This window comes from Pseudoduganella sp. R-31 (genome assembly GCF_049913235.1).
Lineage (GTDB): Bacteria > Pseudomonadota > Gammaproteobacteria > Burkholderiales > Burkholderiaceae_D > Rugamonas.
In genome coordinates, this window is sequence record NZ_CP183986.1 from 2,227,015 (window position 1) to 2,239,814 (window position 12,800).

Sequence of the window (12,800 nt, forward strand, 5' to 3'; positions counted from 1 at the left end):
TAATCAGCTACAGGTAGGGCAGGGCTTGGCGAGCGCGAATGCGGCGTGGTCGTGGGCGTCATAGGTATAAATCTGCCCGTAGCCGTTGACTGCCCAAGCCTGGACCGACAGCGCTTCCGAAAATGCCGCGTTGTCGCATTCGCCCAGGATGTCCGACACCGTGACGTCTTTCCCGTAGACGAAATCCGCGCCTTGGGTAAAGCCATGGGTCCCCGCAGGGTCGCCACTTCTGCCGGTCGTGTCCGCGGCCCCGCTGCTGATTGATGTCGCCGCCCGAGTTGTCTGGAACGTGAACGTGGCAAAGTGGTTCGGATGCCGGGCCAGGAATGACACGTGCGCCTGGCTGTCCGGGCCGGCGTACAGGTGGAAACCGCATTCCGGGTCTGCCGAGACTCCCCCATCCACTGGCAGGATATCCGCCGCGCAGCGGTTGTTGTCGACGCGCAGTACCATGCGGAAGGCGCAGGTCTGTCCTGCTTCGCGCACCCTGTTGTACTCTGGTGCGCTGCTGGTGGTCAGGACGGGTGCTCCGGCCGGTTGATCCATGACGCGCAAATCGATATGCCGGGCATCCCAGTCCACGACCCTCGCGCCGGATGAGTCAAACAGTTCCAGCTTCACTTCATACAGGCCGGCGGCCATGTCTTCCGCCAGCACTGCGTCGGCTCGCGGCGCGCCGGGCAGGATATCGGTTTCAAAGTAGGCCGTCGCCTTGTCAATATGCTCCGACATCTCGTACCAGTAGCCTGAGGTGGACGGGGGATTTGCGGGCTGGATCCTGAACAGGTTTTCGGGACTTGGGCCGACAGCGGGCACTGGACCCATTGGTTCGGATGGATAGCTGTCGCCGTCGCGGTAATAGCGGTAGACGGCATGTGTCATCACGCGCCAGTCGCCCAGCGGAACCGAACCGGGAGCGACAATGGTTGATGTGCCGTTCGGCCCGGTCAAGCGCCGATATGACCATTGATAGTAAGGAATCCCCATCGCGATCAGCGTGGTCCGGCTGAAGTCGACGCGCATTTCCAGGGTGCCGCCAAGCGGTGCTCCGCCCAGGGTCGTGCCCTCCGTGCCGGATGTTTGCAACTGGTTCACCGTGATATTGGAGCCGATGGTGTTGAAGATCAACTGGCAGCCGGACAGGTCAGGGTTCGGGTCGCACGATGGCACCCTGGGGTCGGTGATACGGATCGTCACCTCGCTGCCGCAATGGTAATTCCAGTAAGTGTGGCAAGCCATGGCGGGCCGGTAGACCGTTTCGTAGCCTGCGCCAAAATTGAACTCAACCCAGAAATACACGTCGGGCTGGTCGCCGTGGCAAGGGATGATCAGGGTGGCGTCGAAGTGGCCATTCCCGTCAGTTTCGACGACGGCCATCTCGTCACAGCGCAGCCGGTGCCACCAGTGCGGCCAGTAGCAGAACCATGGAATCAGCACGGTCCAGTTCTCACGCAACATCGCCCTCAGGTGTGTCGACGACGCGCTGCGCAGCATGCGCGGCAAGCCGGCCGGCATGTCGGGCATCTGCAGCGCCATGTCGTTCATTGCCTGTGCTGCCTTGGAAGGAGCCGGTTGTGCAAAGCGTAACGGCAAGCGCAGGGGACCGGGATCGGGGTCTGGTACGGGCGGGAAGCGCAGGATGGCCAGCAAATCGTCGCGCAGGTGGAACAGGTCATGATCGGGCAGGGTATCGATCCAGAACGGAATGCGGTCCACTTCGCAGATGTGCACTCGCGCATGGCAGATCGGGCGATTATCGTCGTTTCGCACTACGCGGCCGCGCACACGGCAGAAGCAGAACGGCCAGATGTCGATCAGGGAGCCTGGAATGTCGATCAGGCTCTCCAGGCGGCCTTCGACATGCAACACAGGTTCATAGGCGCCCATGCGTTCCAGCCTGGCCGGTGTTGCCTTGGCGTCGAGCCGCTCGTTGAACGGTGCGACGAACAGGCGCATATGCCCCAGTCCTCCCGGTGGCAGCGCAAGTTCCGCCTTGCCTTCCTTCACTTCAACGCGCTGCTTGAGTTGCTGTCGGGTGTCGAACAGGTAAAGCACCAGGGGATGTTTGAAGTCGGGACGTTCCTCGCTGGTGATGTGGAACGTAATGGATTTTTCGGCGGACTGAGCCATGGCACACCTCGCTAATGTTGACAATCCAGGGGATTTGCCACCCTGGGTTCCAGGGCGGCATAGCGAGCAATGTATTGCGCATGGGCCTGATGCGAATTGGTGCTGGCACTCAGATTTCGGTGATGGCCCTACTCAGTTTTCGCCGTTTGCGGCGCTTATTCCTCGCCTGCCGGGACGCCCAGCGGGAACATATGGCGGTACGGCTTGGCCTCGGCCCAGGCCCGGGCGAACGAGGGGCGCGCACGCAGGCGCGCCAGATAGGCCAACACATGCTCATGCAGGGCAGGAATCGGATGTGACCAGTGCGCATACAACAGGAAGGGGGCGGCTGCGCAATCGGCCATGCTGAATTCCTCGCCGGCTGCCCAGATGCGATGTGCCATCACGTTGTCCAGCCACGCGTAGGCCGTATCGAGCTTGCGCCGCGCTTCGGCCGTGCCGTAGCCATCGTGCTCGCCTTCGGGGCGCAGGACGTCGGCCACCAGTTTTTGCTGCGGCGTGGCGATGTGGTTGTCGAAGAAGCGGTCCATCATGCGTACTTCCAGCGCCGCCTTCGGATCAGTGGGGAGCAGCTTTACCATCCCGGGATAGTGAAGCGCCAGGTGTTCGATCACGATGCTGGCCTCGACCACCATGCGCTCGCCGTCCAGTAGGATGGGGAATTTCTGGATCGGCCACAGTCCGGCAAACTGTGCGCAGTTTTCAGGATGTTCCGGCGACAGCATGCGGTACTCGAACGGCGTGCCGTTTTCATATAGCGCAATCAGCGCCTTCATGGAATAGGATGAAAGGGGATGGTAGAAAAGTTGCAGGGACATGAGGACTCCGTCGGTGGTGGTTGGATCGTACCACTACGACGGATGAGACTTTCTTAAATCGACATCTCGCTTCACTTCATTAACATCAACGCGGCCAGTGACCCCAAAAGGCAGGTAAAGCTTAGTCCTGCAATCCAGTTAAGGATGACTCTCGATGCTCGTTGCTCGTCTTTGAGAAATGCGGTGATTCTTTGCTTCATATCTTTTCCTTCGTGGGTACTCCCAGTCTGGCAGGGGAATGGCTATTTGCAAGCGAGCCCGAGCGCAAAAAGAACGACGCAATGCAAAACTGCGGCAATAATCATTGTGAATGTAGATACGCAAAGTAGTCGGTAGTGAAGGAGACAGGCGGCGACCGATCTAAACGTGATTGTCGGTTCGGCTACTGGGATTAGCGCTCCCAAGACGGCGAGCATGCAAGACAACCCGCGAGGCAAATGGTTCGATAGGCGTGCAGATCTTGCCGGCGATGAAGAGCAATGCCAGCGGGGCGAAAACCGGTAGCAGGATATTGATGGAGAACCAGCCCATCTTATAAGCGTAGCGCGGCAGTATCGGCACTGGCTTGAGGCGCAGCAAAGAAAAAGCCCGCCGGCTTGCGCGGGCGGGCTTCAGGGCAGGGCGCGTGGCCCGGGGCTTAGTTCGATTCCGGCTTCAGGTGCTTGCGGAAGAAGGCGTCGATGTAGGTTTGCACGTGGCGCTTGGCCAGGCGATTCGACACGCCGTGCTTGGCGCCCGGGTAGGTCATCAGCTCGAACTGCACGCCGCGGTTCACCAGCGCGTCGATCATTTTGGTGGTGTTGGTGAACAGGACGTTGTCGTCCGCCATGCCGTGGATCAGCAGCAGCTTCGACTTCAGGCCGTCGACGTGATAGAACACGTTCGATTGCTTGTAGCCTTCCACGTTGTCGGATGGGCGGTCCATGAACTGCTCGGTGTAGTGGGTGTCGTACAGGCCCCAGTCGGTCACCGGTGCGCCGGACACGCCGGCTGCGATCTTGTCCGAGCCTTGCGACAGCAGGCGCAGGGTCATGAAGCCGCCATAGCTCCAGCCGTACACGCCGATGCGCTTGGCGTCCACGAACGGCTGCTGGCCCAGCCAGTCGATGCCGGTCAGCTGGTCTTCCACTTCCACCTTGCCCAGGTTGCGGTAGATGGCGTCGGTGAACACGCGCTCGCGGCGCGAGGAGCCGCGGTTATCCAGGCGGAAGACCACATAGCCTTGCTGCGCCATGTACTGGTCGAACTGCTGGCTGTCCCATTTGCGGGTCACGTGCTGCGAGTGAGGGCCGCCGTAGGTGGACAGGTAGACCGGGTACTTCTTGCTGGCGTCGAACTTGTACGGCTTGATCATCGAGTAGTACAGGGTCTGGCCATCCTTCGCCTTCATGTTGCCGAATTCGACCGGCAACTGGTCCGATTTGTACTTGAAGTAGGGGTGCGACTCGTTGACTTCATTCTTTTCCAGCCAGCTCACCAGCGCACCGTCCGGACGGCGGATCGCGACTTGGGGCGGGGTGGCAGGATCGGACCAGGTATCCACGAACACTTCGCCATGCTTGGAGAAGGAGGCGTCATGCCAACCGTCAGCCTGGGTGATGCGCTTTGGCTTGTCGGCGGTCGAGCCGTCCAGTTTCAGCTCATAGACCTGCTTGTCGTAGACTGCGTCCTTGTTGGAGGAGACGAAGACCTTGCCCGCTTTCTCGTCCACTGCCAGCACATCGTCAAAGCCCCATTCGCCTTTGGAGATGGCGTGTTTCAGCTTGCCGTCCATGCCGTAGAAGTACAGGTGATTGCGGCCAGTGCGCTCGGACGACCAGATAAAGCCCTTGCCGCTTTCCAGGAAGCGCAGGTCGTCGTTGATGGTGGTCCAGGTTTTCGAGGTTTCGGTCAGCACAGGGCGCTGTGTCAGCGTGGCCGCATCGACTGCGATCAGCTCCAGCGTCTTCTGGTCGCGCGACTGGCGCTGGAAGAACAGCGACCGGGAGTCCTTGCTCCAGTCGGCACGCACCAGGTAGATGTCCTTGTTGGCGCCCAGGTCCACGTCGCGGATCTCGCCGCCGGTTGGCGACACGATCTTCAGGCCGACGATGGCATTCTTGTCGCCGGCGGCAGGGTAGCGCTGCTCCACGACGTCGGTGCGGTCGGCATAAATCTCGAAGCGGCGCGCCACCGGCACCTGCGCTTCGTCATACCAGCGGAAGGCAATGGCGGAATCGTCCGGCGCCCAGTAGTAGCCGGTGAACTGGTGCATTTCTTCTTGCGCCACGAATTCTGCTTCGCCGTTATGCACGGTGCCCTTGCCGTCAGTGGTCAGCTGGCGCTCCTTGCCGGTAGCCAGGTCGATCACGAACAGGTTCTGGTTGCGAACAAAGGAAACGTATTTACCCTTCGGCGAAATCTTCGGATCGATGACGCTGCCCGAAGCCACCAGGCGCGCGCTGTCAGGTTTCGACAGGTCGACCAGGTACAGATTGCCGGCCAGCGGCACCAGCAACTGCTTGCCATCAGGTGACCAGTTGTAGGAAATAATGCCTTTCAGGGCCGCGGTGCGGGCGCGTTCGCGCAGTGCTTTTTCAGCGTCGGACAAGTTCTCGACCGGGACCAGGGCCTTGGAGTCGACCAGGCGGCGCGTGGTCTTGTCCTTCATGTTGTATTCCCACAGGTCCATCTGGTATTGGTCGTCCGCGCGGGCGCGCAGGAAGGTGACGCGGGCGCCATCCGGTGAAACCTTGAGGGCGCGCACGCCAGGGCCGGACAGTGCCGGGTCGGCGTACAGGCGCTCCAGTGTCAGGCGTTCAGCGGAAGCGGTACCGGCAGCCAGCAGGGCTGCCAGGGTGAGGATAAGGCGCATTGTTTGTCCCGGAATGGTTTACTTACGAATCGCAAGACAATACCAGAACCCGCCCCCGCTGAAATTCGGAATGCAACGCCCTATGCCGTTTTTCCTTCGGCCACCCGGGAATTCGACAGTGTGCGCAGGTAGGCCGTAAGCAAAATGGCAGCAATTGTCAGGCCGAGCACCAGCCCGATCCAGAATCCGGCTGCCGCCATTTCCTTCCACAAGCCCAGCAGGCAGCCGACCGGCAGCGCAAACACCCAGAACGCCAGCAGCTGGATCAGCATCGGCCCGCGCGTCACCTTGTAGCCGCGGATCGCGCAAGCCGCCGCCACCTGCGTCGCGTCGGACAACTGGAACAGCGCGGCAAACAGCAGCAGGGTGACGCACGTCTGCTGGACTGCGACATCACTGGTGTAGGCGGCCGCGATCTCATTGCGGAATGCGGCAATGAACGCAGCCGACACCACGGCAAACGCCAGCGACATGCCGAGCCCGACCCATGACGCCGAACGGGCACGGCGCGCATCGCCTTCGCCCAGCGCCTGGCCCACGCGCGTCACCATGCCGATGCCAAGGCTAAGCGGCACCATGAACACCAGCGAAGAGAAGTTCAGCGCAATCTGGTGCGCCGACTGTTCGATCACGCCGAAGCGCGCCACCAGCAGCGCCACCGCGCCGAAGGCGCTCACCTCGGCGAAGTAGGTCACGCCGATCGGCAGGCCAAGCCGCAACATGCTGCGGATTTCAGGCCAGTGCGGTCCCTCCCAATGCGTGAAAGGATAGGTGGCGCGATAGGCGCGCGAAATACGCATCCACGCCAGCATGGCGCCCAGCATCAGCCACATGCAGATCCCGGTCGACACCGCGCAACCGACGCCGCCCATGGCCGGCAAGCCCCAATGGCCGAAGATCAGCAGCCAGTTCACGAACACGTTGAAGGCCAGCCCGAACAGGGCAATCACCATCACGGGCTTGGTCTGGTTGATGCTGGCGCTGTAGCCATACAGTGCGCGATAACAGGCGAACGGCGGCAGGCCGATACTGATGATGTGCACGAACAGCGAAGCGCGCTGGTTGACTTCCGGCGCCAGTTGCAGGTGGTCGAACAGCAGGGTGCAGAGATTGGCCAGCAGCATGGCCACAATGCCGACGCCCAGGCCTTTCCACAAGCCCTGGCGCACCAGGTGCGGGATGCGCTGGTAATTGCCGGCGCCCACTTCATGCGCCACCAGCGTATTCATGGCCATCATGGTGCCCATCACGGTCACCAGCACGATCGACCAGATCGCAGCGCCGGTCGACACTGCAGCCAGCTCGGAAGCCCGGGTGTGGCCGGTCATCGCCACGTCCGCCACCGCCATGCCGACCGTGGCGAGTTGCCCAATCAATACCGGCCAGGCCAATTTCCATAATGCTGTTGCTTCGTTGCGTAAATTAGCGGTCGAAATTGTCGTCGGCATGTGTTGCACAGTAGGAATTTGTTACAAGGTAGGGTAGTCTAACGGCCTTTGCGCCGCGTTAGAGCGCTTAGGATGCCTGAATATCGGAGATTTAGTAATGAAGAATACCTTGACCGCCGCTATCCTGCTGGCCGCTTCCCTTCTTGGCCAGGCCGCTTCGGCCGGTGAACTGCAACTCTTCTCGCGCGAAGACTTTCGCGGCCAGCGCGTGGTGATTGCCGACGGCGCCGCCGACAACTTCCGCGACTTCGATTTCAACGACCGCGCTTCGAGCCTGGTGGTGCGTTCCGGCACCTGGGAATTGTGCGAGCACGTTAATTTCCAGGGCCAGTGTGCCGTCTTCGAGCGCGGCGAATATCCTAACCTGCGCCAGTTCAACAACAACTTTTCTTCTGCCCGCGAGATCGAGCGCCGCCGCGACCGTGGCCAGGGCTGGGGCTGGGGCCGCGATAATCGTGATGACCGTGATGACCGCTGGCGTGAAGAGCGTCGCGAAGAACGCCGCGACTATCGTGGATATGAGCAGGAGCAGCGCGGTCCGGCGGTGGAGCTGTTCAACGACAACGGCTTCCGTGGCCGCATCGTGCAGGTCAATAACGACTTGAGTACCCTGCGCGATGTCCATTTCAACGACAACGCGAACTCAATGGTCGTCAACTACGGTACCTGGGAAGCATGCGAACACGCCGACTTTGGCGGCCAGTGCCGCACCTTCGCCCCAGGCCGCTACCCGGACCTGAGGGACTTCAGCGACCGCATCTCCTCGATCCGCCGCGTACGCTGATCGGAAACTGCTCCCAAGAAGAGCGCGCTTCACAGCGCGCTATTTTTTTCGCAACGCCGGAATTGAGCCGGGTTCCAGGGCTGTGCTAGCATTGTCTAATAGTATTTATAATTTCCATATGGAAATATTAATAATGTCTATTAAATAATCTAAATGCTAACAACCTGAGGGCAGAATGAAGTTCAATAAACTGATTTTGGCAAGTGCCGTGAGCATGGCCTTGGCCGCATGCGGCGGCGGCAGCAGTTCAAGCAGCGAAACGACGCCGCCACCGGTACAGACGTCCCCGGTTTCGGTGGTATTCAGCGGTACGGCAGCAGTGGGCGCGCCACTGGCCGGCAGCGTCACCGTCAAGGATTCGAAAGGCGCCACCAAAGTCGCCCAGATTGGCGTCAACGGCGCGTATTCGGTCGATGTCACCGGCATGACCGGCCCGTTCGTGTTCCGCGCCTCTGGCTCGGCCAACGGCCAGGTCTACACCGTGCACTCGATCGCCACCAGCGCCGATGCCTCCGGCAAGATCAATATCACCCAGCTTACCGACCTGATCGCCGCGAATGTAGGCGGCCAGCTTTCGGCGGATTACTTCGACCAGTTCGATAAAAACGCCGCCACCGCAACCGCTGCGACGATCGATGCTGAAGCTGCCAAACTCAAGGAAAAGCTGCAAGCGATTCTGACCGCGCTGGGCGTCGATGCCAACGCCGACCTGCTGCGCACGCCCTTCGTTCCATTGTCGAGCCCGCTCGATAAGGCACTGGACGCAATCCACGTCACGGTAGACTCGAGCACGGCCGTAGCCACCATCAGCACCAGCGCCAACACCTCGGTGATCACCGACGACCTGAAGCAGAAGGCAGCCGTCGAAACCAACCCGACGAAACTGGCAGCGGACAATATCAGCACCGCCACCACCGATGCACCGCTGGTGAAGAAGGCGCTGACCGACTTCATCGCCAAGTTCGCCGACGGCCTGCCGACGGTAGATGCGCTGCTCCCATTTGCAACCACCGGCTTCCTCAGCGACGACGTGGATGCCTCGGCCTTCTTCCGCCACCTGGTGAGTGAACCTGCCCTGGTAGGCGCCACCTTCAGCGACATTGAAATCCACCAGATCGATTACAGCGATCCGGCCAAGATCACTGCCCGCGTATCGTTCACCGTGAAGACCAAGTCTGGCCAGATCATGGACCGCCTGGAAAACTGGAAGATTCGCAAGAGCCCGACCGACGGCGTATGGCGTCTGCACGGCAACCAGCGCGCACTGGAGCTGGAAGCGTTTGCCAGCATGAGCAAGATTGTTGGCGCCAGCGGCACTTGCTACCGCACCGGCATCAATTTCAATATTACCGACCGTACCCTGAACAACAATACGACCGCTGGCACGCTCGACCACATCGTCATCACCGGTCCTGGCATGCCGCTGGCAGGCCTGCGCTACAACGCGCCAGGCGTGGGCGAAAGGTGGGTCAACGCTGTCAATTCGTCGGGTACCTATGTGATGGGCACTGACTGCGGCGGCAATTCTCCAATGGGCGACGATGGCATTGGACGCCTGCCTGACAATGCGGTGTATGTGCTGACTGCGTATGACGCCGCCAATGCCAAGCTCTCCTTCGCTTCCGGCAGCGCCGACGGCACTTACGTCCTGAAAGTGCAGCGCCGTCCACTGAACCTGACCGAAACCAAGGCCAGCACCGCCTTCGCAACGCTGTCGGAGCAGAGCCTGGCAGCACTGTCCAGCTACAGCACCCGTGACCTCACGCTGGCAGTCTCCAGTGTCAACCCGGGCACAGTGACCTGGCTCTCCATCACCGAGGAAACCTCGAATGGCCGCACAGGCCTGGAGTCGACCGAGTCGCCGACCGCGGCGGGAACCTTCAGCACCAGCTTCAAGCTTCCAGCGCTGGCGACTGGCGAGACTGTCAAGGCGCGCACCGTCTGGATGGAGTCCCGGGACAACTACCAGCGCATCATGGAGACTGTGTATAAGCGCTAATCTGCAGTAATGCCAGGCCAGCGGCGTGCCAGCGCGCCGCTGGCCCTGGGCGCGGCTTCGCTGACGAAGTCACTGAGGCCGCTATCGGGACTGCTTTCTCCGGTCAACTTGGGCATCTGTGCCTGGCACGTGCACGCGGACTTTTGATGCTGGCCGACCAAACACCTCTTCCGCCAGCGGCGCATGGACGCCGTAGAACAAGGCGGAGCGCAAACCTGCCTTAGCACCAAATGCCGCTCGAGTGAGCAGTGCAATGGACATTCGTTCTGCGGTAATAGTGTCGTGGCGCCGTGTCATGACATTTATGCTACAGCCGGACTCAAGAATAGGTCGCCACTTTGGAGTAAACGCGCGCATACTATCGGTATCAAGAGCACCTGCCATTTGACAAGAGGGCTGCCATGTCATCGGAACGGCCAGACCACAACAAGTGCGCGTTAGCCGATGACGCCATTGCGATTGCAAACAGCCAGTCTCGACTCGCCGCCGTTGAATTCCTGTTTGAGCACGGCTGTACCCCAGAGGTCATTGCCCACATCCTGGCGGCGCACATGGAAACTCAATTATCAAATCCGGCGACCGTGGCCTGACGGACCTTACAAAACAGTTGTTTTCGCACGCTCGTATTGTGAATATCCAAGCAAGCCATCTGACGTGTGCATATACTTTCTTTCGGCAAGGAGGTGCATATGTCTAACAGCTTAAGCAAGCCTCAACGGCGGCAAGATCACGAAATGGCGAAGATAGTGCAATGCGGCCTGTCGCTGCTGTATTTGGCAGGTGTGGCGGAAGCTTGCCAGTACATGACTCGTGCAGGGATATCGGGTCATATTGTCGAACGCATTGTGACAGCGCGAAATGTACGTGGGGCCAAGATTCCTGTCCGCGTGAGCGTTAATCGGAGCCCATGACTGGCGGTCTACTTTTCCTCGACCACTCCCCCCGATAAGGCGCCTGGGCGCAAATCCGATGGCTCACCTTACCTAGGGTGCATCATTGAACGCCGTTGGTGGAGGAGACCGAAGACACAGTCGAGAATGCTATTGCGCTATGCCCGAATGCCATCGTGAATCGCACTTCGGGTAGGCGGTTTTGCTAGTATTGTCATCGTATATCCCTTGAGTGAGCTCAATATTCTGTAGTCGTCATTCTGCGCCGTGGCACATGAGAATGCGGCAACGGACGTTTGTGGGCGTTTTCCGCTAGACTGGCAAGGACGCCATTTCGGGAGCGTGTACGTGGAATACAAGGACTACTACGCCACGCTGGGAGTCCCCAAGACTGCCAGCGAAGACGAGATCAAGAAGGCTTATCGGAAGCTGGTCCGCAAGTATCACCCGGACGTCAGCAAGGAAGCCGATGCCGATGCCCGCACCAAGGAGCTGAATGAAGCTTACGGTGTGCTCGGCGATGCCGAAAAGCGTGCCGCCTACGATTCGCTGGGCAGCGGCCAGTACCGCGCCGGCCAGGAATTCCGCCCGCCGCCCGATTGGAGCGCCGGCTTCGGAGGTGGCAGCGCCGAAGATTTTTTTGCCGACCTGTTTGCCCACGTGGGTGGACAGCGCGGCGGCCGCCAGGGTTTCCGCATGCGCGGAGAAGACATTCATGCCGTTCTCGAAATCAGCCTGCATGACGCCTACCACGGCGCCCAGCGCGAGATTTCGCTGGGCCGCGAACGGACGCTCAAGGTGAATATCCCGAAGGGCGTGACGGCCGGCCAGCAGCTGCGGCTGGGAGGACAGGGCCAGCCCGGCATGAATGGCGCCGAGGCAGGCGACCTGTACCTTGAAATCGCCTTCCAGTCCGATGACCGTTACCGTGCCGAGGGCCGCGACGTCTACGAGAAAGTCCCGATCCCGCCATGGCTTGCCGCGCTGGGCGGCGAGCGCGAAGTGAGCACGCCTTCGGGCCGCGTGACCGTGACCGTGCCGCCCAATTCGCAAAGCGGCCGCAAGTTGCGCCTGAAAGGACGCGGCATTCCCGCAGCCAACAGCTCGGGCATGGCGGGCGACCTCTACCTGATTCTTGAAATCTTCGCCCCGCCAGCCGATACGCCCGCGCGGCGCGCGCTATACGAACAGATGCAACGCGAAATAGGAGGATGAGCGATGCCCAAGGAAGAGATTGTGGAAGGCGTGCCGCTGGAACACCAGGCGCTGACGCTGGATGAACTGGCGCGTGCCTGCGCTGTCGAGCCGGAATGGGTCGTGCATCACGTACAACGCGGCATCCTGGTCGGAAGGGAAGGGGCAAGCATCGAAACCCTGCAATTCACCAGCGTGGACCTGGGGAGGGCGCGTCGCTTGGTCCAGCTTGAACGGGATTTCGATGCGGACGAAGATTTGGCGGCGCTGGTGGTCGATTTGTGCGACGAGGTCCGCCGCCTGAAGTCGCGCCTGCGCGCCGCCGGAATGGCTTAGCTGCGTGACAGCTTAGCGTTGCTGGTCTCGGCCGCCGCGATTGCCGCGGTTGCCGGTATTGCCTTCTTCCTCATCCAGCAAGTCATCGCGGCTGCCCTGGCGCTGGCCCTGGCCGACGTCGCTCTGCTTGTTGCCGCGCTCCTGATCGGATTGCTTGCTGCCGCGGTCCTGGTCGGATTGCTTGTTGCCGCGGTCCTGGTCGGATTGCTGGTTGCCACCGGTCAGGTTTTCGCGCTGGCCTTGTTGGCGATTACCGCCGCTCTGGCCAGCTTGCCCAGCCTGGTTGCGCCAATCGTCCGATTGCTCACTGTCCTTGCGTGGTGCCATGATCGCTCTCCTTTATGGTT

The 12,800-nt window shown here is 60.8% G+C and carries 10 protein-coding genes; 5 read left to right on the plus strand and 5 right to left on the minus strand.

All coding sequences use genetic code 11. The features are described from left to right. Nucleotides 1-3 precede the first annotated feature (3 nt). From ACN9MY_RS10165 to ACN9MY_RS10180, 4 genes are all read right to left on the minus strand, one after another. On the minus strand, nt 4-2,130 hold the full coding sequence (locus ACN9MY_RS10165; RefSeq protein ID WP_426170347.1) for a hypothetical protein: 2,127 nt from the start codon (nt 2,128-2,130) through the stop codon (nt 4-6). A gap of 155 nt (nt 2,131-2,285) precedes the next feature. After that, complete coding sequence (locus tag ACN9MY_RS10170) at nt 2,286-2,948, minus strand: glutathione S-transferase family protein (RefSeq protein WP_426337260.1); 663 nt, start codon at nt 2,946-2,948, stop codon at nt 2,286-2,288. 637 nt (nt 2,949-3,585) lie between these two features. After that, complete coding sequence (locus tag ACN9MY_RS10175) at nt 3,586-5,802, minus strand: DPP IV N-terminal domain-containing protein (RefSeq protein WP_426322144.1); 2,217 nt, start codon at nt 5,800-5,802, stop codon at nt 3,586-3,588. A gap of 80 nt (nt 5,803-5,882) precedes the next feature. After that, a complete protein-coding gene (locus ACN9MY_RS10180; protein WP_426322146.1) occupies nt 5,883-7,250 on the minus strand; it encodes an MATE family efflux transporter in 1,368 nt (455 codons plus the stop codon). 97 nt (nt 7,251-7,347) lie between these two features. Between ACN9MY_RS10180 and ACN9MY_RS10185 the strand changes: the two genes are divergently transcribed. From ACN9MY_RS10185 to ACN9MY_RS10205, 5 genes are all read left to right on the plus strand, one after another. Next, nucleotides 7,348-8,034 carry a beta/gamma crystallin-related protein gene (locus tag ACN9MY_RS10185; RefSeq protein WP_426322148.1) on the plus strand — a complete coding sequence of 229 codons (687 nt, stop codon included), beginning with the start codon at nt 7,348-7,350 and terminating at the stop codon, nt 8,032-8,034. A 175-nt stretch (nt 8,035-8,209) separates the two neighbouring features. Further along, nucleotides 8,210-10,033, plus strand: a complete 1,824-nt coding sequence (locus tag ACN9MY_RS10190; protein WP_426337261.1) for a hypothetical protein — start codon at nt 8,210-8,212, stop codon at nt 10,031-10,033. A 401-nt stretch (nt 10,034-10,434) separates the two neighbouring features. Continuing rightward, entirely contained in the window at nt 10,435-10,623 is a 189-nt protein-coding gene (locus ACN9MY_RS10195) for a hypothetical protein (RefSeq protein WP_426170357.1), read from the plus strand. 648 nt (nt 10,624-11,271) lie between these two features. Next, nucleotides 11,272-12,138, plus strand: a complete 867-nt coding sequence (locus ACN9MY_RS10200) for a DnaJ C-terminal domain-containing protein (RefSeq protein WP_426337262.1) — start codon at nt 11,272-11,274, stop codon at nt 12,136-12,138. A gap of 3 nt (nt 12,139-12,141) precedes the next feature. Beyond that, a complete protein-coding gene (locus tag ACN9MY_RS10205; RefSeq protein ID WP_426170360.1) occupies nt 12,142-12,453 on the plus strand; it encodes a chaperone modulator CbpM in 312 nt (103 codons plus the stop codon). 12 nt (nt 12,454-12,465) lie between these two features. Here ACN9MY_RS10205 and ACN9MY_RS10210 read toward each other — a convergent pair whose 3' ends face one another. Beyond that, nucleotides 12,466-12,780 (minus strand): hypothetical protein, encoded by a 315-nt coding sequence (locus tag ACN9MY_RS10210; protein WP_426337263.1) that lies wholly within the window; start codon nt 12,778-12,780, stop codon nt 12,466-12,468. Nucleotides 12,781-12,800 lie beyond the last annotated feature (20 nt).

Excerpts from the sequence above, each read along its gene's own strand:
- ACN9MY_RS10165 (WP_426170347.1), bottom strand. The coding sequence starts at position 2,130 with ATGGCTCAGTCCGCCGAAAAATCCATTACGTTCCACATCACCAGCGAG.
- ACN9MY_RS10170 (WP_426337260.1), bottom strand. The coding sequence starts at position 2,948 with ATGTCCCTGCAACTTTTCTACCATCCCCTTTCATCCTATTCCATGAAG.
- ACN9MY_RS10175 (WP_426322144.1), bottom strand. The coding sequence starts at position 5,802 with ATGCGCCTTATCCTCACCCTGGCAGCCCTGCTGGCTGCCGGTACCGCT.
- ACN9MY_RS10180 (WP_426322146.1), bottom strand. The coding sequence starts at position 7,250 with ATGCCGACGACAATTTCGACCGCTAATTTACGCAACGAAGCAACAGCA.
- ACN9MY_RS10185 (WP_426322148.1), top strand. The coding sequence starts at position 7,348 with ATGAAGAATACCTTGACCGCCGCTATCCTGCTGGCCGCTTCCCTTCTT.
- ACN9MY_RS10190 (WP_426337261.1), top strand. The coding sequence starts at position 8,210 with ATGAAGTTCAATAAACTGATTTTGGCAAGTGCCGTGAGCATGGCCTTG.
- ACN9MY_RS10195 (WP_426170357.1), top strand. The coding sequence starts at position 10,435 with ATGTCATCGGAACGGCCAGACCACAACAAGTGCGCGTTAGCCGATGAC.
- ACN9MY_RS10205 (WP_426170360.1), top strand. The coding sequence starts at position 12,142 with ATGCCCAAGGAAGAGATTGTGGAAGGCGTGCCGCTGGAACACCAGGCG.
- ACN9MY_RS10210 (WP_426337263.1), bottom strand. The coding sequence starts at position 12,780 with ATGGCACCACGCAAGGACAGTGAGCAATCGGACGATTGGCGCAACCAG.